The 23916-nt window shown below is 41.5% G+C and carries 16 protein-coding genes; 12 read left to right on the forward strand and 4 right to left on the reverse strand.

The genetic code is table 11. From position 1 onward, the window contains the following. Positions 1 to 51: 51 nt before the first annotated feature. Positions 52 to 2580 carry a TonB-dependent receptor plug domain-containing protein gene (locus tag ACZ5WS_RS18245; protein WP_198522877.1) on the forward strand — a complete coding sequence of 843 codons (2529 nt, stop codon included), beginning with the start codon at positions 52 to 54 and terminating at the stop codon, positions 2578 to 2580. Between the two features lie 440 nt (positions 2581 to 3020). Then, positions 3021 to 3221 (forward strand): alternative ribosome rescue factor ArfA, encoded by a 201-nt coding sequence (gene arfA, locus ACZ5WS_RS18250; RefSeq protein WP_464711729.1) that lies wholly within the window; start codon positions 3021 to 3023, stop codon positions 3219 to 3221. A 322-nt stretch (positions 3222 to 3543) separates the two neighbouring features. Here the strand turns inward: arfA and ACZ5WS_RS18255 are convergent, their stop codons facing one another. Then, positions 3544 to 4527 carry a helix-turn-helix domain-containing protein gene (locus ACZ5WS_RS18255; RefSeq protein WP_198522876.1) on the reverse strand — a complete coding sequence of 328 codons (984 nt, stop codon included), beginning with the start codon at positions 4525 to 4527 and terminating at the stop codon, positions 3544 to 3546. Between the two features lie 221 nt (positions 4528 to 4748). Here ACZ5WS_RS18255 and ACZ5WS_RS18260 point away from each other — a divergent pair, with 221 nt between their 5' ends. Genes ACZ5WS_RS18260 through eat form a run of 3 tightly spaced genes read left to right on the forward strand, consistent with a single transcriptional unit; the run spans position 4749 to position 8480 of the window. Next, positions 4749 to 6155, forward strand: a complete 1407-nt coding sequence (locus ACZ5WS_RS18260) for an ethanolamine ammonia-lyase subunit EutB (RefSeq protein ID WP_198522875.1) — start codon at positions 4749 to 4751, stop codon at positions 6153 to 6155. After that, positions 6152 to 7024 (forward strand): ethanolamine ammonia-lyase subunit EutC, encoded by an 873-nt coding sequence (gene eutC / locus ACZ5WS_RS18265; RefSeq protein ID WP_464711732.1) that lies wholly within the window; start codon positions 6152 to 6154, stop codon positions 7022 to 7024. The genes ACZ5WS_RS18260 and eutC overlap by 4 nt, the downstream gene beginning before the upstream one ends. Before the next feature lie 43 nt (positions 7025 to 7067). Continuing rightward, the gene (eat, locus tag ACZ5WS_RS18270) at positions 7068 to 8480 is read left to right on the forward strand and encodes an ethanolamine permease (protein WP_008114357.1); all 1413 of its coding nucleotides are present in this window, start codon (positions 7068 to 7070) and stop codon (positions 8478 to 8480) included. A 200-nt stretch (positions 8481 to 8680) separates the two neighbouring features. On the opposite strand, the gene ACZ5WS_RS18275 is transcribed toward eat, so the two are convergent. Next, complete coding sequence (locus ACZ5WS_RS18275; RefSeq protein WP_138569819.1) at positions 8681 to 9697, reverse strand: LacI family DNA-binding transcriptional regulator; 1017 nt, start codon at positions 9695 to 9697, stop codon at positions 8681 to 8683. A gap of 571 nt (positions 9698 to 10268) precedes the next feature. Between ACZ5WS_RS18275 and ACZ5WS_RS18280 the strand changes: the two genes are divergently transcribed. The 5 genes from ACZ5WS_RS18280 (at position 10269) to nagP (ending at position 17488) form a co-directional block, all read left to right on the forward strand. Next, entirely contained in the window at positions 10269 to 12959 is a 2691-nt protein-coding gene (locus ACZ5WS_RS18280) for a family 20 glycosylhydrolase (protein ID WP_464711734.1), read from the forward strand. Positions 12960 to 13122: 163 nt separating this feature from the next. Continuing rightward, the gene (nagK, locus tag ACZ5WS_RS18285; protein WP_075170065.1) at positions 13123 to 14034 is read left to right on the forward strand and encodes an N-acetylglucosamine kinase; all 912 of its coding nucleotides are present in this window, start codon (positions 13123 to 13125) and stop codon (positions 14032 to 14034) included. After that, positions 14034 to 15032 carry a glucosamine-6-phosphate deaminase NagB-II gene (nagB-II, locus tag ACZ5WS_RS18290; RefSeq protein WP_464711736.1) on the forward strand — a complete coding sequence of 333 codons (999 nt, stop codon included), beginning with the start codon at positions 14034 to 14036 and terminating at the stop codon, positions 15030 to 15032. The genes nagK and nagB-II overlap by 1 nt, the downstream gene beginning before the upstream one ends. Continuing rightward, complete coding sequence (gene nagA, locus ACZ5WS_RS18295) at positions 15033 to 16160, forward strand: N-acetylglucosamine-6-phosphate deacetylase (RefSeq protein ID WP_464711738.1); 1128 nt, start codon at positions 15033 to 15035, stop codon at positions 16158 to 16160. It begins immediately after the preceding gene. A gap of 32 nt (positions 16161 to 16192) precedes the next feature. Further along, positions 16193 to 17488: an N-acetylglucosamine MFS transporter NagP gene (gene nagP, locus ACZ5WS_RS18300; protein WP_464711740.1), complete on the forward strand. Its 1296-nt coding sequence runs from the start codon at positions 16193 to 16195 to the stop codon at positions 17486 to 17488. Between the two features lie 68 nt (positions 17489 to 17556). Here nagP and ACZ5WS_RS18305 read toward each other — a convergent pair whose 3' ends face one another. Both ACZ5WS_RS18305 and ACZ5WS_RS18310 read right to left on the reverse strand, forming a co-directional pair. Next, positions 17557 to 19056: a phospholipase effector Tle1 domain-containing protein gene (locus tag ACZ5WS_RS18305; protein WP_464711742.1), complete on the reverse strand. Its 1500-nt coding sequence runs from the start codon at positions 19054 to 19056 to the stop codon at positions 17557 to 17559. A gap of 195 nt (positions 19057 to 19251) precedes the next feature. Continuing rightward, positions 19252 to 20556 (reverse strand): NAD(P)/FAD-dependent oxidoreductase, encoded by a 1305-nt coding sequence (locus ACZ5WS_RS18310; protein WP_464711743.1) that lies wholly within the window; start codon positions 20554 to 20556, stop codon positions 19252 to 19254. 234 nt (positions 20557 to 20790) lie between these two features. Between ACZ5WS_RS18310 and ACZ5WS_RS18315 the strand changes: the two genes are divergently transcribed. Together ACZ5WS_RS18315 and ACZ5WS_RS18320 are read left to right on the forward strand one after the other, a co-directional pair. After that, positions 20791 to 22731: a RecQ family ATP-dependent DNA helicase gene (locus ACZ5WS_RS18315; RefSeq protein ID WP_464711744.1), complete on the forward strand. Its 1941-nt coding sequence runs from the start codon at positions 20791 to 20793 to the stop codon at positions 22729 to 22731. A gap of 107 nt (positions 22732 to 22838) precedes the next feature. Continuing rightward, positions 22839 to 23912 carry a porin gene (locus tag ACZ5WS_RS18320; RefSeq protein WP_054201437.1) on the forward strand — a complete coding sequence of 358 codons (1074 nt, stop codon included), beginning with the start codon at positions 22839 to 22841 and terminating at the stop codon, positions 23910 to 23912. Positions 23913 to 23916: the final 4 nt, after the last annotated feature.

A 23916-nucleotide genomic window follows, 5' to 3' on the forward strand; every position in this document is an offset into this window, starting at 1 on the left:
ATGCATATACCCTACACACATTATAAGAATACACAAAACAGGGTCATCATTATGTCAACATATCGTTTAAACACCTTGGCTGTAGCAGTTGCTTTTGCCTTTAGTGCGCCAAGTATGGTTAATGCACAAGAAGCGTCAGCTAAAGCTGAAAAAAATATCGAACAAATATCTGTTTTAGGATCGCGAGTTTCAAACCGAACTGCCACTGAGTCGTCATCACCTATTGATTTAATTGACGCAGATGATTTAAACAAAGGCGGCTTTACCGAGCTTGGGCAGAGCTTACAGGCAACGGCGCCGTCATTTAACTTCTCACGAACACAGGTTTCTGATGGTTCTGATTTATTTCGCCCTGCTACATTACGCGGCTTACAACCAGACCAAACGCTGGTTTTAGTCAACGGTAAACGCCGTCATAATCAATCTATTTTTGGTTTAACAAGTACTGTGGGCGGTGGCTCTGCCGGTACTGATATGAATGCGATTCCGCTTATTGCTTTAAAAGGAGTTGAAGTGTTACGTGATGGTGCGGCGGCTCAGTATGGCTCTGATGCAATTGCAGGGGTTATCAACTTATCACTTAATGATTCAACAGATTTAACCACCGGTTACGTACAATATGGCGAAACGGCAGAAGGTGATGGAGAAACAATTTCAGCCGGTTTAAACCGTGGTTTTGAATTAGGTAATGAGGGCGGTTTTATAAATTTATCGCTTGAGTACCGTGATGCAGATAAAACTAACCGCGCAGAGCGAGATACGGGTGGGTCACTTAATGTTGCACCAGGTACTTTATCTGACGAAGTACGTTGGGGACAAGGTAATGCAGAGAGTGAATTCACTTCGGTATTTTACAATATGGCCCTGCCAATGGGTGAAGGAGAGCTTTACTCATTTGGTGGTTACTCTGAGCGCACGGCACTAGGCAACGGCTTTTACCGTAACTTTAATGAAGCGTCTAAAAACGTAACGCAAGTTTACAGCGATGGTTTTTTACCGCAAATCGACAATGAAGCACAAGATATTTCGGTAGCAGTTGGTTTTAAAGGTGAAATTAACTCTGATTGGACCTACGATGTTTCTGCTGTTTACGGTGAAAATCAATACGATTTTACCTCACGAAATACTTTAAATGCGTCATACGCGGCGGAGTATTTATTTAATAATCCGGGTGCAAGCGATGCCGATATAGCCGCGAATGCTGGCCCAACAGAGGGTTATTCGGGTGGCTTTAGATTTGATCAAACAACGTTTAATGCAGATATAAACGGAATTGTTGATATTGGTCGCAGTGAGCCTGTTTATGTTTCAATTGGCGCTGAATACCGTAAAGAAAACTATGAAATTGTACCAGGTGAGGTGGCATCATACGCATGTGGAGCAGCCAACACGGATACCTCATACCCATCGGTGAACGATCCGAGTCAATTTGCACAATGTGGTTTTCAAGCTTATAACGGTCTTCGTCCTGAAGCTTCAAACAAAAGCGATCGTGATAGTTACGCAGTATATGTAGATGCAGAAACCATGTTAAGCGATGCATGGAATGTGAGCGGTGCTCTTCGCTATGAAGATTTTTCGAATGCGGGTGACGACATCATAGGTAAAGTAGCAACACGTTATGAATTTAATGATGACTTTGCAGTACGTGGTGCGTTATCAACGGGCTTTAGAGCGCCATCATTACAGCAAAGTGGTTACACTGCGTTTACCACTAACTTAGGGTCTGACGGCACGTTAAGTCAGTCGTTTACTGCGACAACGGGCTCTGCATTTCCTGCTGCTTTAGGCGTTGATACATTAAAGCTTGAAACATCAACTAACTACAGTGCCGGTTTTGTTTACGATGTGACCAGTGATTTATCGTTAACGGTGGATTTTTACCGTGTAGAAATTGAAGACCGTATTACATTAGGCAGCTTGTTATCGGCTGATGATGTGGCGTTTAGTCCTGAGGCGGTTGCTGCTCTGCAAGCAACGGGTGCGGTGCAGGCGAATTACTTTTCAAACTCAGTGAATTCAACCACTCAAGGTGTGGACATTATTGCGTCATACCGCACTGATTTATATGACGGTAATTTTTCTGCTACGTTTGCGGGTAATTTAAACGAAACTAAAATTGATAGTGTGAATGCAGCTCCCGGCATTCCAAAAAGTGTAGCACTTGATGACATTCAAAGTAGCTTTTTAACCGACGGACAACCGGGTGAACGTGCGACGCTTACCTTTGATTATGAGCGTGATGCCTACAGCGCAATGATCCGCTTTAATTACTTTGGCGAAACTGATGTGAAGTACTTTGGTAATGACCATATTGAGCTTGCAACAGATGGCTCGTTTAAAGCGACGAGTACCGTAGAGACTGCAGTACTCGTAGATTTAAACGTAAGCTATGAAATTAATGAGATGTTTTCGTTATCGGTTGGAGCAGACAACGTATTTGATGAAACACCGGATGAATTAGGTGATGATGAAGTACTAAATGCGATCTCAAATGGGGCATTTAAATACCCGCTACGTGCAGTACCATACGGTTTTGATGGCCGTAGTTACTATGCAAAACTAAGCTTTAGCTTTTAATTTTAAACTAGGGTCTGTTGACCTTTGCGGATTAAAATTTGTTCAAACTAGGGGCGGTTTAATCGCGGCGCGAAGTTTGTAACCTAGTGGGCTAAGTCAAAACCGAGTAACAAAGAGTAAATCGCCCCTAGGCAGAACCCTTCGGGCAGCGCCTGTTTGGCATTGATGCTGCGTTATCGCCTATTTATGGGGAATAACCACACTACATAGGCGCTGCCTTGCCTAAATACCAAACAGGCTGCTGCAAATTTAACCTTGAAAGGTCAACAGACCCTAAATTAACCAGCAAAGGCGCCGTTTTAAACGGCGCTTTTTTTATGCTTAAAAAACATTGAAAAAGACATTAAAAATGGTTGCATGCTTGAAAATTAAGCATACAATCGCCATCAATATCAGTGTGGGATATGTATCCCTCCCATTTTACTAATAGGAAAAAACAAATGGCTAAAAAAGGCAAAGCAAAAGCGGTTAATAAATCCGCAGTAGACACCGGTCGAGGAGTGATAAAGCACAACGCATTGGCGGCACTGGTAACCTCTAAAGTATTTAAACCGCAAGTGGTTAAAGCTAAAAAAGGTAAAGGTTCGTTTAAACGTAACAACAAACATACAGGACAAGAGTCCTATTTAATCGCGGCTTAATTAGCACCGATCAAATAGGGCTTTTGACTTACCGGAATAAGGCTGGCTTCGAGCGACGGGTTTCGAGTCACGAGCAGCGAACACAACCTAGCACCTTTAGCCTTCTCTTTCCGCGCAGCGTCTCATGACCTCTTTGTGAATTAATCACTTAAAACATGTTTGCACAAAGAGAAGTGAATGAGGAGTAAATGAGAAGGCAACGGGCTTCGAGTGACGAGTAGCGAGCTTGTGCAAACAGTCTAGCACCTAGTCATATCAGCCCTTAAATCTATTCTTTCAGCGCAGCGCCTCCCGCAGCTCGAAGCTCGAAGCCGTACCCTCGTTATCCATGTATTATCGATTTAGAATCTTTCAGGTAAGAAGCATGGTTGCTAACTGTTTGCGAAGGGTTCTCACCAAATAATTGTGTGTAGTCTTTGGTAAATTGCCCTGCATGCCAAAACCCCCAATTGGCAGCAACCACAGAAATGGGTTTATCTTGCTTTGCTAATTTTAGCTCTCTTCTAACATTATTTAATCGAGTTAAACGTAAAAACCGCAGTGGGTTTATCCCTAAAATACTCTCAAAACTATATTGTAAGGTACGCCTGCTCACAAAGGTGAGTTCGCATAATTGAGTAATTGTTACCGTGTTTTGTGGATGCGCTTTTATATAATCTTTAACTTTATCAACGACCGCTTTGCGGTGTTTATAACTGGGAGCGATGCGTTGACACGGAGTCTGTTCGTTTAGTAAATGTAATACCAACATATTAAGCATATCTTGCTGTAAATCGGCATTTAGGCCAAAAGCGTTGTTGCTAACCATACTGTTTATTATACTCCGGGCACTTTTTAGCATGGCGTTGCATGTTGTCAGTCGCTCAGTACCTGAAGACGTTATATTTTTTAAGTGCATCCCTTGTATCTGAGCCATATATTCTAACGATTGCATGTCTATTACTAAACCATAAATATTAAACTGCTCAGGTGTAATAAGCTCAAAGTTACTCTCACTAGTGCGACACATAAATTGATTACTTGCCACATTTAAGCCATTAATTTTGCTCTGCTGCGACTGCTTTGGGATCCCAAGCCAAATAGATCGTGGCGCTATTGCGCATTGTTGGTGAAGAGCACGCTCTGTGTATTCTTCAAATGCATGAATATTAGAATAATCCACGCTTTCTATACACCCAAAAAATCGCCCATCACTGAGCTGATCATATTTTTGCTGCCACTGCGTTAGATTATGCGCTTGCTCATCTATATCTTGGGTATGCACCATGCTCTTTTGTGGTGCGCTAGCTAAATCTTGCTGTGTCATAATGGAGTTACTCTTTGCTTTTTTTATTTTTATTAAGATTAAGTTACCACCTGTAACTATAGTTAACTATATGAAATAAAGCTAAAAATGATGATTTGCCAAAATTCGATAGTGTCTTGGTATGAATTAAGCTCTCTTGAAACTAAACAAAATTGATTTATAGCTTATAGGTCAGCAAAACCTGTACCAAGGTTTGAACTAGTTGTTATGTGGAGTAGATCATGGGGCAAAGGTACCGATATATACTGGGCACGCAGGTGTATAATTTTAAAAATTTGGCGCAAGTAATGGCAAAAGCCACTCCTCATCGCTCAGGTGACAGGTTAGCGGGTGTTATTGCACAATCAGCGCAAGAGCGAGCGGTTGCCCAAATGACCTTAGCGGATATTCCGTTGAAGGCATTTTTAAATGAGGCACTGATTGCTTATGAAGACGATGAAATAACTCGCTTAATTATGGACGATCACGATGCTAATGCATTTATGGCGATTGCTCATTTAACCGTGGGAGATTTTCGTAATTGGTTGTTAAGTGACTTTGCAACTCCCTCGGTACTTGCAAGTGTAAGACAGGGGATCACTCCGGAAATGGCTGCGGCTGTTAGCAAAATAATGCGTAATCAGGATCTTATCCTTATTGCTAAAAAATGCCATGTAACCAGTGCATTTAGAAACACCATTGGTTTACCTGGGCATTTATCCACGCGTTTACAACCTAATCACCCAACAGATGATATTAACGGCATTGCCGCCTGTATTTTAGATGGGTTGCTGTACGGTAATGGTGATGCGGTGATAGGTATAAACCCCGCAACCGACAACGTGGCGCAGGCTATTAAATTGATGACATTGATGGATGAGGTGATTCAAAAATATGAAATTCCTACCCAAAGCTGTGTGCTTACCCATGTCACTAATACGATTGAATGCATAGAAGCGGGGGCGCCAGTTGATTTAGTGTTTCAGTCTATTGGTGGAACAGAAGCCACCAATTCGAGTTTTGGTTTTAGTTTAAATACTTTAGCTGAGGCACAAGATGCCGCGCTGAGTCTAAAGCGTGGCACGGTAGGCAATAATGTGATGTATTTTGAAACAGGGCAAGGCAGCTCGCTTTCGGCTAATGCTCATCACGGGCTTGATCAGCAAACCTGCGAAACTCGCGCGTATGCCGTTGCACGAAAATTTAATCCGCTATTAGTTAATACGGTGGTGGGATTTATAGGCCCGGAGTATTTATTTGATGGCAAAGAAATTACCCGCGCGGGGCTTGAGGATCATTTTTGTGCCAAATTACTGGGTATTCCGATGGGATGTGACGTGTGTTACACCAATCATGCCGAGGCTGACCAAAATGATATGGATAATTTACTTACGCTGCTTGGTGTAGCTGGGTGCTCGTTTGTGATGGGGATTCCGGGCTCTGATGACATTATGCTCAATTACCAAACTACCTCATTTCATGATGCGTTATACGTGCGCCGAGTTCTAGGCTCTCGTCCCGCGCCAGAATTTGAAAAGTGGCTTACTAACATGAACATTATGAAAAACAGTAGCGATGTTACTTTATCGCACAGTCTTCCCGCGGCATTTGCTAAGCCGTTAGATGCACTGGCGGGAGGCCGTTCATGACTGCAGATTTTAAATCAAATGACCTTGCTAATACTGATCATAAAAATAATGGCAATGTGGTACACAACCCATGGCGTGACTTACGCCAGTTTACTGATGCCCGCATAGGACTTGGTCGAGCGGGTATTAGTTTACCAACCTCTGAAATGCTGGCGTTTCAACTGTCGCATGCGCAAGCGCGCGATGCAGTCAATTTTCCACTTGATATCAATGGAATGAAAGCAAAGTTAGCGACTGTTAATGCAGCTAATGCGCGTGTATTGCATTTACATAGCCAAGCGGTTGATAGAGTTACTTATTTACAACGACCAGATTTAGGTCGAAAGCTAAATGAGCATAGTCGTCAATTATTACTTGATTTTGATGCTGAGCAACAGCAAAGCACCCAAGAAAAGTATGACTTAGCCATTGTGGTCGTTGATGGTTTGTCATCGTTGGCGGTTCAAAAAAATGCAGCTCCTTTTATAACTGAATTACTTTCACAGTTGAGCGTTAATAAGCCTCTTACTCTTGCTCCAATCACCTTAGTTGAACAAGGGCGAGTAGCCATTGGTGATGATATTGGTGAGTTATTGAATGCCCAAATTGTGATGGTGCTCATTGGTGAACGCCCGGGGCTTAGCTCACCAGATAGCTTGGGGCTTTATTTAACCTGGGAGCCTAAAACAGGGCTTAACGATTCGCTGCGTAATTGTATATCTAATATTCGTCCTGCTGGTTTGACCTATATTGATGCGGCAAGTCGGGCAGCCTACTTATTAAATGAAGCTAAAACATTAAAACTAACAGGAGTGAACTTAAAAGATCGGACACAGGATGATGTGATTGAGCATCAACAATCGAGCCGTCATTTTTTAAATGCGGAATAACGGTAATTAACAATAAAAATGAAATATCGATAAAGAGGATGTTATGTCTACTAATAATTCAGAATACTTAGCAAAAAGGCAGCTCAAAGGTGGCACTGCAGGTTGGTTATTGCTGGCAGGGTTAGGGGTATCGTATGTGATTTCAGGTGACTTTGCTGGGTGGAACTTTGGTATTGCAGAAGCTGGCTGGGGCGGCTTCGCGATAGCGGCAGTGCTAATGGCGATTATGTATTTAACTTTGGTGTTATCGCTGGCTGAAATGTCGGCTGCTATTCCTGCTGCTGGAGGGGGTTATAGTTTTGCTCGTCAAGCAATGGGGCCAACGGGTGGTTATTTAACCGGTCTTGCGGTATTAATTGAATATGCGTTAGCACCGGCCGCCATTGTGATATTTATTGGCTCTGCAGTGGAGGCGTTAACGGGGTTCAATGGCCCATGGGTTTATGCACTATTTTATTTGGTGTTTGTAGGTATTCATTTAGCTGGAGTAGGTGAAGCGCTAAAAGTAATGATGGTCATAAGCGGTTTAGCGGTACTGGCTATTGTTGCAACGGCAGTGGTTTTAATTACAAATTTTGATGCTACCAATTTATTTGATGTTGCAGTAACAGATGCCGCAGGTGCGAATGAATTTTTACCTTTGGGTTGGTATGGGGTATGGGCTGCATTACCTTTTGCTATGTGGTTGTTTTTAGCGGTTGAAGGCGTGCCATTGGCGGCTGAAGAGGCAAAAGATCCGGCTAAAGATGTACCTAAAGGTATTATTGGCGCCATGGTATTTTTATTGTTTACCGCGTTATTAGTGGTTGTGTTAGTACCCGGCGCAGCAGGTGCAACAGCAATGGGCGCTAGCGCAGTTCCGCTGGTGGATGCGTTAAATGCGACGGGCAATAGCGATTTAGCAACCGTGGTTAATATACTGGGATTAGCGGGGCTGGTGGCTTCATTTTTCTCTATTATTTATGGCTATAGTCGATTGGTGTTTGCGTTATCGCGTGCGGGGTATTTACCGCGTTCGTTATCAATTACTACAGTGCGTAAAGTGCCTGCACGAGCGCTTATTGTACCTGCTGTATTTGGTTTTTTAGCTTCACTAAGTGGTGAGGGCGATTTAATGTTAGCTATGGCTGTGGTTGGTGCAACAGTATCGTATGCGTTAATGGCGTTCAGTCATATAATGTTGCGCTTAAAACAACCTGATTTACCTCGACCTTATAAAACGCCTGGCGGCATTGTCACTTCAAGCATAGCATTGTGTCTATCCTTGATTGCTTTGACTGGTGTGTACGCCTTTGACCCCCGCGCTTTTTTATACACTATGGTGCTGTTTATAGTCGGTGCGGCGTATTACTTTGGCTTTAGCTCTAAACATTTAGTGGCCAAAAGTGCAGATGAGGAGTTTGCTATGCTCGCTGATGCTGAGGCCGGTTTAAATACAGCGATAAGTGAGGGGTAATTTTCATTTACTAAAATAACTCATGTGGCTTTAACCTTCGAAGAGTTTGTAATGGCGCGATAAGTTTTAACTTACCGCGCTTTTTATTGTAAATAAACTCAGTAATACAGAAGGTATATTCAAAAAGTAGGCCGTTTTTAATTCACTTCTGCGCTGACCCTTTGTTACAGCGCAGAAGTGAATTATATGGTTAACCTAAGCTAAAGAGGACGTGCGGTAGAGTCTCTAACGACGAGCTCAGGAGTGTATAGTTTTATAATATCGCGGTCATTGCCATTACGAATTTGGGCTATTAACAAGCTGGCCGCATCTTCGGCAATTTTATTATTAGGCTGATGAGCGGTGGTGAGTTTTGGCCAGGTTTGACGCGAGAATGGACTATCCTCAAACCCTGTTATAGAAAGTTCACTGGGTATATCAATGTTCATTAATCTGGCTGCAAATAACGCACCGGCGGCTATTTCATCATTACATGAGACAATAGCGGTTGGCCTATTTGTTTGGCTAATGAGTGTTTTAGCGCCCTCAACCCCCGACTCAAATGAATATTCGCCATCAATAATTAAACTTGGATCTATAGTAATGTCGTATTGGGTTAACGCTGCTTTGTAACCTTCCAAGCGCTCTTTGGTCGAGTTATGTTCGCTGCCACCGGCTAAAAAGCCAATGCGCGTGTGGCCGTTATTAATTAGATGCTCAGTAATTGACTTTGAGGCGAGATTATCGTCAATCATAATACAGGGTGTTAATGAGTCAGGCGCGTCGTGCCCTGATAAAATACGCACAACTTTTAGGTCTAGTTGAGTTAGCTTTTCAACAAACTCAGGCATTTCAGAAAAGGGTGGGGTGAGTAAGATTCCCGCGATACGAGTGCGTTTGATCATATTAGTAATTTCATCAAAAATATGCGCTTCTTTGGCATCACATGGGTGAATAAGTAGTTCAAACCCCTGCTTTTTGCACGCATCTAAAATACCATTTTGCATGTCGATAATGTAGTACGCATTAGGATTGTCGTATATGTAAGCTATGCTGTAAGCTTTTGTTCCTGCAAGACTTCTTGCTGCTAAGTTTGGCTGGAAGTTCAACTTTTCGACTGATGCCATAACTCTTTCACGGGTATTGTCACGGACCGAGGTTTCGTTATTTATTACTCTTGATACCGTTTTTATTGATACCCCGGCATCTTTTGCCACGTCGTTTATTGTTGTTCTCATAGGCTTAATAGACCTTTATATATCATTTTAGGTACTAATTTATCTTTATCGGCTAACGACTACAGCAAGAGTAGTTAACAGTACTCGGTTTTTATTATTTGACGACTAAATTATAAAGACATCATTGAATATTAACAGTTAATTTATACGCCTTTCTTGTGAGAATGGTAGATAAAGTTTTAGGTAATAATTTAGTAATATTTAAATTTAATTTAAATACAATGGTTTAAAAGAATATTAAGCTCACACTTGTAAATTTTTTGTATCTTTTTTGCCCTTCTGTGTAGCTATAAAAGAAAAAAAAGGATACATTAATAGCTTAATGACAGCGTTGTCATAAATTAAAGCGCAATGTTAATTATTATTTAGAACCTACGTAGTGGATTGTTTGGCTAAGGTAGCAATTACTAGATATGAATAGTGATTAATTTAAAGCATAAAATATTTTTTAGCTGATGGTACATTATAAACTAACCGCACTAAGAATAAATGCATTCAAAAATCGATTTAATTTTTAGCATTTGAAAGAGATGCTTGAGTGACTAAGTTAATAATAAAGGGAGAGTAGCGAATGAAGATTAAATCATTACTGACAGCATGCTGCTTAGCACTAGGTTTAAGTGCATGTCAGGGCAATGTTGAAGGACAAAATACGGCATCGGTTCAGCTAAGCCCTGCAAACGATAGTGCGGTGGAGTTACTTGCTAAAACATTACAAATAAAATATCAGCAAGTTGATAACCGCCCATCAGCACAGTGCGATCCAGATATTGAAAACGGTCACTGTTTTAAAGCGAATTTACATTTAACTGCCAACTCGGCGATTAATGTTGACCAATGGAAAATTTACTTTAGTCAAATTACGCCAATACAAAAGTCGATTAGCGATGAATTTACTATTAAACACGTTAATGGTGATATTCATGTCATTGAGCTTAAAGATGGGTTTACTGGCTTTAAAGCCGGTGAGACTAAAACGATTGCTTTTTATGCGCATTTTTGGTCATTATCGCAAAGCGACGCTATTCCTAACTATATCGTGGTGAATAATAACGACACTGCTAAAGTGATTGAAAGTACAAAGCCTAAAATTGACCCAGAGACGGGCTTAGAGCTATTACCTCATATAGAACCTTATACCGATTACACTCGTCAGTTTAAACGTACTGCGGGCGACAAAACACAGTGGCTTACTGCTGAGCGCTTGTTTGAGCGTAATGAAAAGTATGACTTTTCAGCTTATTTAACCTCGCAAAATCAAGTGAGTAATGTCATTGCTCAGCAAATTATACCCACCCCACGCGTTAGCGAGTTTAGTCAAACTCAAACGCTTGATATTAGCCAAGGGCTTAATATTAATTATGCAGAAGTTAATAAATCAAGTGTATTAGCTGCAATCGAGCGGCTGGAACTACTAGGTATTAATTTAAACGATGATGCAGCGGCAATTAAGGTCACACTTAATTCCAAGGTTAAAAAAGATCAGCTTAATGGTAGTTATAAATTAGCAATTAAAGCCGATGAGATTGTTATTGATGCCACTGACGAAACGGGTGTTTTTTATGCTCTGCAAAGTTTAGCGAGCTTATATCGGGTTAACAGTAATATATTACCTGTGGGAGAAGTTATTGATGCACCACATTATCAGTTTAGAGGTGTGTTGGTTGATGTAGCGCGAAACTTTCGTGATAAAGGCTTTATTTTAAAGTTACTTGATCAAATGGCTGCTTATAAACTTAACAAGCTACATTTACACTTAGGTGATGATGAAGGCTGGCGTTTAGAAATTCCATCACTGCCTGAACTTACAGATATAGGTGCAAAGCGTTGTTTTGATCAAAGCGAGCAGCAATGTTTAATGCCACAGCTAGGCGCAGGGCTTGATACTTCAAGTGCAGCAAACGGCTATTATTCGGTAGCTGATTACCAAGAAATACTTAAAGCGGCCAGTGCGCGTCACATTCAGGTGATCCCATCGCTTGATATGCCAGGGCATTCTCGCGCTGCGATTAAATCCATGCAAGCGCGTTATAATAAATATATACAACAAGGCGATAAACAAAAAGCCGAACAGTTTTTACTGTATGACCCGCTTGATACAACGCTCTATTCGTCGGTACAGCACTACAACGACAATACCATTAATGTGTGTTTAGACTCATCCTATGCGTTTATCCGTGAAGTAATGGAACAAGTAAAAAGTATTCATAGTGAGGCACAGCATCCGCTAACTCGTTATCACATAGGTGCCGATGAAACCGCCGGAGCATGGGTCGATTCACCTGCTTGTGCTGATTTTATTAAACAAAATAAGTTAGAAATTACCGAAGCAGGTCAGCTGGGCAGTTATTTTATTGAACGTATCGCTAATATGTTGGCTGATATGAATATTGAAACCGCAGCATGGAGCGATGGCTTATCGCATACTAACCCAGAGAATATGCCAGAGGTTGTGCAAGGTAATATTTGGGATTTATTAATGTGGAATGGCCATCAGCGTGCACATGAATTTGCCAATAGAAATTGGCAAGCAGTGCTTTCGTCGCCAGATGTGCTGTATTTTGACTTTCCGTATGAGGCAGACCCACAAGAGCATGGTTATTACTGGGCTTCAAGGCACATAAATACTGAGAAAATATTTCAGTTTATGCCAGATAATTTGCCTATTCATGCTGAGTTTTGGCTTGATAGAGAAGATAAGCCTTATGTAGCTGATGACACATTACAGCATGATGAGCAAGGCAAGATCGTATCCGCGCCTTTAGCTAAAGATAAACGCTTTGTGGGTATTCAGGGTCAATTATGGAGCGAAAATACGCGTACCAATAATATGGCTGAATATAAGCTATTCCCACGATTATTATCGCTGGCACAGCGCGCTTGGCATAAAGCAGATTGGGCGGTACCGTATGATCACAATGGCTTTGTTTACAGCCAACAAACAAATCGCTTTAGCCCTGAATTAAAGCAGCAGCGCGATCAGCAATGGCAAACTTTTGCTGCTACCATGGGGCTAAAAGAATTTGCCAAATTAGAACGTGCTGATGTGCATTATCGTCTTGCAAATGCAGGTGCTAAAATTGAGAATAGCATGTTGTACGCCAATATTGCTTACCCTGGTTTAGTGATTGAATACAAACAAGGTGATGAGCAATGGCAAACCTACACACAACCTGTCAAAGTAACACAAGATGTATGGGTTCGATCTAAGACTCCATCAGCTAGTCGTGTAAGCAGAAAGCTTAAAGTAACGCACCGTTAAGGTGCGTTTTTCCGTTAAATTATTGACGATTGAAGAAGTTATTTATTTGTAAATAAAAATAATGACAACGCTGTCATTTGTGTTAGTATAAGATTCATACAGTATGACAGTCCGGCTTTATTTTAGTGTTTTGCAAAACGGTCGAACAACTTAAGAGGCAAAAATGATCACCAACAATATTAAAAACAATCAACTCTTTGTGGGGATCGATGGCGGCGGCACTAAATGTAAAGCAATTATCGTCAATAGCTGTAATAACATAGTCGGCACCGGTGTGGCAGGCCCAGGTAACCCGTTACATGGTTTTAATCAAGCAACTCATTCTATTGAGCAATCAGCGCGTTTAGCATTACAAGATGCAGGGCTTAAAGATATGCCTTTATCTGAGCTTATTGCAGGGGTTGGCCTAGCAGGGGTTAACTTACCAAGTTTGCATAATCAAATGACACAATGGCAACACCCATTTAAAGCCATGCACTTAACTACTGATTTACTTATTGCTTGTATGGGCGCTCATCAGGGCGAGGATGGCGCAGTGATGATTGCTGGCACTGGTTCGTGTGGATTTTCATACGTTAATGGCCAATCGTTTATGATTGGTGGTCATGGCTTTCCACATGGTGACAAAGGCAGTGGTGCATGGATTGGCTTTACTGCTTGTCAGTATGTGCTGCTTAGCCTAGATAAATTAATCCCAAGTGGTGCGCTTACTAACTTGTTAATGAAGTATTTAGAAGTCAGCGATGCAATGCAACTTGTTGAAGTGATTGCCAATAAGCCTGCAGCCTTTTTTGCGCAACTTGCAGGTTGTGTTTTTCAATCAGCACAGGCGAACGATGCCACAGCAATTGCCATTTTAAAAGAAGGTGGCGCTTATTTAAGCGACATTGCACGACAATTATTAGATAAAAACCCACCAAGGCTTTCGTTTATTGGTGGCTTATCAACCGTGATGACAACATGGTTAGACCCAGACATACAAGCTATTTTATCAGCCCCATTATCGTCACCAGAAATGGGGTCTGTACTTTACGCTAAACAACAGCACGTTAATTACAGCAGCCAGGAGTTATGATGTTTAACACACTAATGGAAAAAGAAGCGGCGCAAACGCCAAATGTTATTGAAAAGCAAATTATTGCCAACCAACCTTTAGTGGAAAAAATTGGTCATAAGCTTCGCGATATGGCCCCTAAGGTGGTTATGATGATTGGTCGCGGTTCATCAGATCATGCTGGCGTTTTTGGTAAGTATTTAATTGAAATTGAAGCGGGTGTACCCGTCAGTTCAGCAGCGCCATCAGTGGCGAGTGTATATGGTAAAACATTAAAGCTTGAAGGCGCTGTTGTGATTGTAATTTCTCAATCAGGACGCAGCCCAGACATTCTTGCCCAGGCAAAAATGGCGAAAGAGGCGGGCGCTTATTGTATTGCGCTGGTTAACGATGAAGCGTCACCTCTACAAGACATAGTCGATGATTTTGTTCCTCTTAAAGCCGGCGATGAAATTTCGGTGGCGGCAACAAAAAGCTATTTGGCAACGTTATCAGCCCTAGTACATATTGTTGCTAATTGGACTCAAAATGAGTCATTATCACAAGGGCTTGACGAGTTACCTAGCGCGCTTAATGCCATTATAGATTCGCCAACTCAGCTACAACCTACTGAGTTTGCAAATATTAAAAATATGGTGGTATTGGCACGTGGTTTAGGGTTTTCTATCTCAAAAGAAATGGCACTTAAGCTTAAAGAGGTGTGTGCTATTCATGCTGAATCATTTAGTAGTGCGGAGTTTTTACATGGTCCGGTGACCTTAGTTGAGCAAGGGTTAGTGATTTTAGATTGTTCGGTTGATGATGAAACCAAAGAGTCACATCAGCAGCAAATTGCTGAGGTCAAAAAACGCGGTGCACAAGTGATTAGCCTTAACCAACAAGGTGTTAAAGTACATCCGCGATTGGCGCCATTTTTAGTATTACAGCGTTTTTATCTTGATGTGGCAAAAGTGGCATTAAGCCGTGGTTTTAATCCTGATGAGCCAAAGGGGCTTAAAAAAGTAACAAGGACATTATAAATGTCAGTTAAACGAATTCATGTAGCAGAGCTTTTTGATGGCGAGCACTTTGTTAACGACAAAGTGCTAAGCGTTGATGCGGGTATTATTACGGCAATAGATGATAACGTACAGCAGGCAGACGAGCACCTAACGGGTTTAGTCGCACCTGGCTTTATTGACCTACAAGTTAATGGCGGTGGCGGTGAGTTGTTTAACCGTACTAGGAGTGTTGCAGGGGTTAAAAAAATACTGCTAGCACATGCCAAATACGGTACAACTGCTATGCTGCCAACGTTAATTACCGACACTGTAGAAGTAATGCGCCAAGCAGCCGATGTAATTGCTCAGGCGATAGCCCAACAAACGCCAGGTATTATTGGTATTCACTTTGAAGGGCCGCACTTATCAGTAGCAAAAAAGGGGGCTCACAGCGCTGATTTTATTCGTCCTATTTCTGAACAAGAGTGGCAGGTGTTATCTCGTCAAGATTTAGGTAAAGTCGTAGTCACCTTAGCGCCTGAAAATGTACTACCAAGCGATATTACCAAAATGCGCGATTTAGGGATTCAGGTTTGTTTAGGTCATACCAATGCAAGCTTTGAACAGGCTCAACAGGGCGTTGATGCTGGGGCAACCGGATTTACGCATTTGTATAATGCTATGTCACCACTACAAGGGCGTGAGCCGGGAGTGGTTGGCTGTGCATTATTAAATGATGATACTTATTGTGGCTTAATTGTTGATGGCCATCATGTTGATTACGCAGCATGCCAACTGGCATTAAAAGCAAAACCAATAGGGCACGTATTTTTAGTTACTGATGCGATGCCACCAGTGGGAACAGATGATACTCAGTTTGCTTTTTTTGACCGAACTGTCAGCTTAGAGAATGGTAAACTCACCTCTACAACAGGCGAGTTGGCGGGTTCTGCGCTTGATATGGCAACCGCAGTTAGAAACACTGTGATTCATTTAAAACAGCCATTAGCGCAAGCGCTTAAAATGGCGAGTTTATATCCTGCTCAGTATTTAAAGTTGCCTGCCACACACGGGCGATTAATACTGGGTAGTCCAGCAGATTTTGTACAATTAAACACACAACAACAAGTCATTAGCACGTGGATTGGCGGCGCTCAGGTTTGTTAACAACATAATAAATATAAATAAAGGAAAATAACATGACAACCAATGTTATGGATACGTCCAAAAATAGTAGCGTGGTCCCCATGGCCATTGTTGCGGTATTATTTTTTATACTGGGCTTTGCTACTTGGCTCAATGGCTCGTTAATGCCTTACTTAAGTCAAATTTTACAATTAACCCCATTTCAAGGGTCGTTAATTTTATTTTCCTTTTATATTGCGGTCACATTTACTGCGCTGCCCTCGGCAGTACTGATCAAAAAAGTCGGCTACAAAAACGGTATGGCATTGGGGATGGGATGTATGATGGTAGCAGGCTTAATGTTTATTCCTGCTGCTATGTCGCAGTTTTTTCCTTTGTTTTTACTAGCGCAGTTGGTAATGGGTGCAGGGCAAACCTTATTACAAACCGCGGTTAATCCTTATGTAGTACGTTTAGGGCCAGAAGAATCGGCTGCTGTACGTATTAGTATTATGGGGATTTTAAATAAAGGCGCAGGAGTTATCTCACCGATGGTTTTTACCGCCTTAATTTTAAGTAACTTTACCGGTACCGTGGGCACAGATCTAAGCCAACAGCAAGTTGATGATATGGCAAATGGTCTTATTTTACCTTACTTAGGCATGGCCTTATTTATTGGTGTATTAGCTTTTGCGGTTAAAAAGTCTCCGCTGCCTGAGCTTATCAATGATGAAGTAGAAGCAATAAACGACAAAGGTGAAATTCGTGAAACACTCTCTCATCCAAACTTGGTGTTAGGTGCTATTGCTATCTTTTTGTATGTTGCGGTAGAGGTTATTGCTGGCGATACCATAGGTACTTTTGCACTATCGCTGGGTATTGAAAACTATGGGGTAATGACTTCATACACTATGATGTTTATGGTGTTTGGTTATATTTTAGGTATTTTACTTATCCCTAAATTTATCTCTCAGCAAGCGGCCTTAACAGCATCGGCTGTATTGGGTATTGTGATCACCCTTTGCATTTTGTTTATTGATGCGCAGTCTTTTGTTATTGCCAATGCCATACTGGTGCCTTTAGGAGGCGCTAATTTACCAGATGCTTTACTGCTAATTGCCTTTTTAGGCTTAGCAAACGCCATTGTTTGGCCGGCGGTTTTCCCACTTGCGTTATCGGGTTTAGGTAAACTAACCAGCACAGGCTCAGCACTGTTAGTAATGGGTATAGCGGGCGGTGCATTTGGTCCGGTGTTATGGGGCTTACTGAGCGGCTTTACCTCGCTACAAACTGGCTACTCTGTATTGTTACCTTGTTACTTATTTATATTATTTTATGCCGTGAAAGGGCATAAAATGAAAAAGCAATAACATCCACCAGCTATCCCTAGCTCAGTGCACTTTGCAGTATAAAGTGCACTGATTATTAGGGCACTTTATCAGCTTAAGCGTGTTACCTTGAGCTTTATTCTGCCAGCATTCGCCCCATAAAAACGACTTAAATCATTAGCAAATGGACAAAATTCTCCTGATTTTTTAATGGTTATTTCAACGCCTTCGGCAATTTCAAATGCATGGTCATCGCTTTGGCCAATTGTTCCAATTAAGCTAAACCACTGCGCCGTGGCTAAACGCCTAAATGGCTCAAGTAATGCCATAGGGATTTCTTTAACGCCGAGTTGCACATTATCGCGATGCCAGCCAGAAGGAGGGCACTTTACACCATCGTCATACCAAAATTGGTTCGGGTAAGGAGTAAAGCGATACGTTGCATCTTGGGCAAGCATTAAGCCGGTAGCGTTGTAGGCTTCACTAGCGTACACCATCACATCTTTGCTTTGATTAACACTCAGTAAGCTCATATTTTGATTGGCGAGCATTATATGAGCACTTAGCCCCATAAAGTTTAGTGTACTGTCATCGCTGTAAATCATTTTATAATGTATATTTTTTAACGATTCAGGGCGATAGCTGGTTAGTTTATTAATTCGCTGTGCAACACTGTGATGTATTAATGGAGCGTTGTGGCTAATTTCATCGTTAATTAATACACAGCACTGTCTATCAACCAGCTTGAAAAATGGGTTTAACCAAAAGTAATTTTGTTGATGACTTAGCGCCAGTGGATCGGGAATAACTGTGACATCGTCTTGGGCAACCAAGTTGCTTTCTGGTAAAAGGTTTTCATAGTCTATGTCATGACTGGTTAATAACGAAACCGATAGCGGCTGAGCAATGAGCCACTCAAGCGCATAGCGCAGGCAAATATCGGCAAGCCCATCGCGATAGTAGCCCCCTCCTACATCGGAGTGGGCTCCTGCAAACCACAGCTCGGTAATGTTTGCTTGTTGATTCATTAATGTAGGCTCAAAGGCCCGTCGTTTCTCATCAAGCGCAACACAATGCAGGGCCCCAGCTACATTATTGGCAATAGTATGGTTTTCAAAAACTACATGCTCTGCGCCACGGGTCGCTTTATTTATCTTTGACAGGCCAATTGAGGCCACGGTGTCAAAAACACACAAATATACTTGCTCATTTATTAATGGCTCTAGGCATTTAGCAAAACGCCTTGCTAATGCAGCGCCTCTGCTAAAACCGGTAAGTAGAACAGTATCGCCACTTTGATAATGCTGCTTAAAATCTGTGATAGCCTGAGTCAAAATGCTGGCCACATCTTCAGAACGTGGGGCAAGTGTTTGATTTAAAATTCGTTTTAAACGACTCCCTTTGGTGCCTATGCCTTGGTAATAAAAGCTTAATTGCTGTGAAAATGGGGAAGTGGGTGAATCATCAAGTTTACCGCCGAGCAATAAGTGTAGTTTTAGAATATTAGAAATACTGGCGTCTTCTTTAAAATGCTCTGTACTAAACTGGTCTGCGTCGCGGGGTTCACTGCCGGTACCATCAAAATTAAAAATAAGCGTTTTAAAGGTCATTACTAAATTCCGTGAGTGGTTTGTGTAAATTTATATGGGAATTGTGAAAAATTAAAGACGGCGGTAATAAATATTTGTTTAATCTTATTTATTACCGCGACTGATGTAACTATTTAATCTGAAATCTAGTTAAGAGATTTACTAACATATTTAATCAAAATGATATTTATGTTTATTATCCGAAGTTCAGGTTATTTAGTGTAGTTTCATTTTTGGGCGAACAACACGCAGTACTTTTTCGCTGATCCACAAAGCAAAGGTTTTGGCACTACCGTGGATAGCGCGCTGATGCATTCTATATAGTGAAATATACATAAAGCGGGCAATTTTACCTTCAATAAAAAAGCTACTACTGGTTAGGTTACCCATTAAGCTGCCCACCGTGCTATATCGCGATAAATTTACCAGTGAGCCATGGTCATTATATTCAAACTTTTTCAGGGGCTGCCCACGTAGTGTAGCAATTAGATTTTTTTCAACGCATTGCGCCATTTGATGAGCCGATTGTGCGCGTGGCGGCACTTGCGTCCCATCGTCTTGGGTAAACGCACAGCAATCACCAAGCACATAGATTTGAGGGTCTAGGCTACTTTGTAAGTAATCATTCACTTTTATTTGATTGCTACGTGTTAGCTCAAATATGTTTAGCTCTTTAATGAAGTCTGGGGCTTTTACCCCTGCTGCCCACACCATAATATCCGCATTTATTTGCTCGTCATTATTAGTGATAAAGCCATGCTCGGTTGCTTGTTTAACTTGGGTGTTTTCTCGTACGGTAACCCCTAATCTTAATAATTCACGTTTGGCTGAGCTGGCTATCCGCTCAGACAACGCAGGTAAAATTCTGGGACCCGCTTCAATCAAATGTATGTGCAAGCGTTTCGCCGACATATTGGTTAAACCGTATATTTTGAGTAAATCAGAAACATGATACAACTCAGCTGAGAGTTCAACGCCAGTTGCCCCACCGCCAACAATAGCAATGTTTAATGAATGCAATGGGTCGTCGTCTTGATGAAGGCGAGTAAAGTTATCTAGTAAGGCGTGTTGAAAACGCTCAGCTTGTTGGTTTGAATCAAGGTAAAAGCAATGGTCTTTAATACCCGGGGTGTTGAAGTCGTTACTGACACTGCCAATGGCAATAACTAAATGATCATAGTGAACGGCTCGTTTAGGTAATATTTGATGCCCTAACTCGTCATATAGAGGGCTTAAGGTAATGGTTTTATTATTGTTATCGAGGTTACAAAAGGTACCAAGTTGGAAGTTATAGTGGTGCTTGGCCGCATGCGCTGAGTATACAACGCCATCTAAATCGGCATCAATAGAGCCGGTTGCTACTTCATGCAATAACGGTTTCCATATATGAGTGCGGTTTTTATCAATGAGTAATATATTTGCGTGTTGTTTCTTTCCTAATTTGTGCCCTAATTGAGTTGCTAGCTCAAGCCCACCAGCGCCACCGCCTATGATGACAATTTTTGGTATGGTTTTGTCCATGACTATGCCCTTAAAAATAATATACCGAAGCAATTTCTGTACGTTGATTTTTAAAATGACTTGGGTATCAAAAAATTATTTTGGCAAAGCATGCTTTTATAGGGCTATAGTGTGCGCCTAATTGAAGGATATGTCAGCAATAAATCCAATGATATGCTGTATACTGATATGCAAATATTTCATCTACTGCGCATTTACAGTATTTATGGGCACCGACATAAAAAGGACGCTTTTATGAGTACCTCGCTAGTTCAGTCTCTTGAGCAACATTTTGGTTTTAGTCAGTTTAGAGCAGGGCAACAACAAACCATAGAGCAATTGCTAAATGGCCAATCATCACTGGCTATATTTCCAACGGGGTCGGGTAAATCCTTGTGCTATCAACTTACTGCGTTACATTTACCGCATTTAACCTTGGTAGTATCGCCATTATTAGCGTTGATGAAAGATCAAATAAGTTTTTTAAACAGTAAAGGCATTTATGCCGCAAGTCTTGATTCAAGCCAAGATCAAATGCAAAGCAGTACGGTAATGAACGATGTGCGCGGTGGTAAAATTAAAGTGTTAATGGTGTCAGTTGAGCGCTTTAAAAACGAACGCTTTAGAGAATTTATTAGCCAAGTGGCACTTTCTATGTTGGTAGTAGACGAAGCGCATTGTATTTCTGAGTGGGGTCATAACTTTAGACCCGATTACTTAAAGTTACCGCGTTACCGTGAAGAGCTAAATATTCCGTTAGTGCTACTATTAACCGCCACCGCTACTAAAAAAGTTAAACGCGATATGGCAGAGCGATTTGCTATTGATCCACAATGCATTGTGCAAACGGGGTTTTATCGCGCTAATTTAGATTTAAATGTGCTGAGTGTTAAAACGGCTGATAAAAATACTGAGCTTACTGAAATTGTCCGTGCGCAAACCGGCCCCGGTATTGTGTATGTCACGCTGCAGCAAAGTGCTGAACAAGTAGCCAATATGTTAAGCGCACAGGGCCTGCAGGCGGTGGCGTATCATGCCGGGCTTGAAGACACCCTACGCGGGCAAATTCAAGATGATTTTATGGCGGGAAAAATAAATGTAGTGGTCGCCACTATTGCCTTTGGCATGGGGGTTGATAAATCAGACATTCGTTTTGTAATTCACTACGATTTACCTAAATCAATTGAAAACTACAGCCAAGAAATTGGCCGTGCAGGACGTGATGGCAACCCATCGAATTGCTATACGCTGGCTAATCTAGATGGCTTAAATACAGTCGAAAACTTTGTGTACGGCGATACCCCAGAGCTCGGCGGTATTGAATATGTTATTAACGATATTCGCCAAGCTCAACAGCAATGGGAAATGCAAGAATATAGCTTATCTAGCGAAAGTAATATTCGCCAGCTTGCCCTTAAAACCTTACTGGTACAATTGGAAATACAAGGTGCAATAACCCCGCAATATGCGTACTACGCCGATTTTAAGTATAAATTTTTAGTTGATAAAAATGAGTTGCTTAATCAGTTTGATCAGCAGCGCCAAGCTTTTTTATCGCAAATATTTAGCCATACCGACTTTAAAAAAATATGGGGCACACTTAACTTTGACTCCCTAACGCAAGCCGCACAGGTTGATCGTAAACGTGTTGTAGCCGCGCTTGATTATTTAGCAGAAAAAAACCTTATCACCCTTGAAACTAAGCGTATTACTCAAGTGTACAAAGTGCATAGCGAGGTGATTAATAACCCTGCACTTGCCCAGCAGTTACATGATTACTTTACCGATAAAGAGCAAGCTGAAATAAAACGGATTGCTGCTTTGGTGCGCTTTTTTGAGCTGCAATCTTGTTTAAGCTATAACTTAGCCCGTTACTTTGATGATGCGAATGCGCCCGAGCAATGTGGGCATTGTAGTGTGTGCCGTGGACATGCGGTCAAGCTTGAATATTCAATCACTCCTGCAAAAATTGATACAGTACTTATATATCAAAAGGTGGATGAGTTTTTGGCACATATGGCAACGAAAGGGGTGCATAATGTAGGCATTGAAACCCAATGTCGGTTTTTAGCGGGAATGAGTGTGCCGCTATTTGCACGCAATAAAGTACGCCAATTAAGTGGTTTCGCATTGTGTGAGCAACAGCGCTACAGCGAAATTAAAGCAATATTGCTATCAAGGTCGGCGCCTAATTAATATGAAAAACCAGTCTAAAAATAAAAAAGTGTTAATTTTTTGTTTCTTTTCTTCGCTTTACTATACTCAAATTGGCTATGACGGCCATTATAATAATGAGGTGATCAATGAAACTGCAAAAAATTATACTATTGGGGGTATTTGTATCAGCAAGTAGTTATGCTGAAATTAATATTTCAGGTTTCGCGAGTATTAATGCGGGTAAAGTGCTAAGCGGCACCGGTGTCCCGCAATATGGCGTTGAACCAACCTTTCTTGCGGACTACCCAAATGTAAGTGCCTACACTGAAGATTTATCCTTTTCGCCAGAGTCTTTGATTGGATTACAGGTATCAGGCGATTTAGGTGAAGGCCTTTCTGTCACTGGTCAGCTAGTTGCCAGAGGAGTTAACGACTTTGAGGCAAATTTTGAATGGGCCTATATTTCTTACGATATTAACGATAATTGGACTATTCAAGCCGGTAAGAAGCGTTTACCACTATTTTATTATTCAGACTTCTTCGATGTAGGTTATGCATATGTGTGGATGCGGGCCCCTGCTGACAACTATACATGGCAAGTATTTAACTACGAGGGGGTTAATTTACTTTACTCAGGCTCTGTAGGTGACTGGGGAGTATCTGCAAATGTTTATACCGGTAAAGAAGATGATGACGATAACAAACTGTTATCAGACTTCTTCTTTCAAGAGCCGACAAGAGAAATTTGGGAAGATATGCTAGGCGGCGTACTACTACTTAATCGTGACTGGCTCGAACTAAGAGTGACCCACATGCAATATACCAACAAGCGTTTTCGCGCGGGTGAACCCGTTTTGTGGGACGGTAAAGACAGCAGAGATGGTAAATTTTATGGCTTAGCTGCAAATCTTGATTTTGGTGATTTTTTTGTTTTAAGTGAACTTAATCGCTTAGACCTAGATGGTAATCTTGATACTTATATGATCAGTGCGGGCTATCGTTTTGACTCAATTACCCCCTATGTCATGTTTTCAGACTTTGAACAAGAAGGTGAGGGCGATACAGAGCAGCATAATACATTTGCTGTTGGTGTGAGGTGGGACTTTCATCCGTCAGCGGCATTTAAAGTGCAATACGATAGGGTTAAAGATGATTCGTTTGATTTAGCTGTGGCTGGTGATAGTAAAGCAATCACCCTTGGTGTTGATGTTGTATTTTAAGGAG

The sequence above is a fragment of the Pseudoalteromonas sp. 11L1 genome, from assembly GCF_055397545.1.

What these genes read in the sequence shown, in the direction of transcription:
- arfA (WP_464711729.1), top strand. Translation starts at nt 3,021, where the DNA reads ATGGCTAAAAAAGGCAAAGCAAAAGCGGTTAATAAATCCGCAGTAGAC.
- ACZ5WS_RS18315 (WP_464711744.1), top strand. Translation starts at nt 20,791, where the DNA reads ATGAGTACCTCGCTAGTTCAGTCTCTTGAGCAACATTTTGGTTTTAGT.
- eat (WP_008114357.1), top strand. Translation starts at nt 7,068, where the DNA reads ATGTCTACTAATAATTCAGAATACTTAGCAAAAAGGCAGCTCAAAGGT.
- ACZ5WS_RS18255 (WP_198522876.1), bottom strand. Translation starts at nt 4,527, where the DNA reads ATGACACAGCAAGATTTAGCTAGCGCACCACAAAAGAGCATGGTGCAT.
- ACZ5WS_RS18310 (WP_464711743.1), bottom strand. Translation starts at nt 20,556, where the DNA reads ATGGACAAAACCATACCAAAAATTGTCATCATAGGCGGTGGCGCTGGT.
- ACZ5WS_RS18305 (WP_464711742.1), bottom strand. Translation starts at nt 19,056, where the DNA reads ATGACCTTTAAAACGCTTATTTTTAATTTTGATGGTACCGGCAGTGAA.
- nagK (WP_075170065.1), top strand. Translation starts at nt 13,123, where the DNA reads ATGATCACCAACAATATTAAAAACAATCAACTCTTTGTGGGGATCGAT.
- nagB-II (WP_464711736.1), top strand. Translation starts at nt 14,034, where the DNA reads ATGTTTAACACACTAATGGAAAAAGAAGCGGCGCAAACGCCAAATGTT.
- ACZ5WS_RS18280 (WP_464711734.1), top strand. Translation starts at nt 10,269, where the DNA reads ATGAAGATTAAATCATTACTGACAGCATGCTGCTTAGCACTAGGTTTA.
- ACZ5WS_RS18245 (WP_198522877.1), top strand. Translation starts at nt 52, where the DNA reads ATGTCAACATATCGTTTAAACACCTTGGCTGTAGCAGTTGCTTTTGCC.
- ACZ5WS_RS18275 (WP_138569819.1), bottom strand. Translation starts at nt 9,697, where the DNA reads ATGAGAACAACAATAAACGACGTGGCAAAAGATGCCGGGGTATCAATA.
- nagA (WP_464711738.1), top strand. Translation starts at nt 15,033, where the DNA reads ATGTCAGTTAAACGAATTCATGTAGCAGAGCTTTTTGATGGCGAGCAC.
- ACZ5WS_RS18320 (WP_054201437.1), top strand. Translation starts at nt 22,839, where the DNA reads ATGAAACTGCAAAAAATTATACTATTGGGGGTATTTGTATCAGCAAGT.
- ACZ5WS_RS18260 (WP_198522875.1), top strand. Translation starts at nt 4,749, where the DNA reads ATGGGGCAAAGGTACCGATATATACTGGGCACGCAGGTGTATAATTTT.
- nagP (WP_464711740.1), top strand. Translation starts at nt 16,193, where the DNA reads ATGACAACCAATGTTATGGATACGTCCAAAAATAGTAGCGTGGTCCCC.
- eutC (WP_464711732.1), top strand. Translation starts at nt 6,152, where the DNA reads ATGACTGCAGATTTTAAATCAAATGACCTTGCTAATACTGATCATAAA.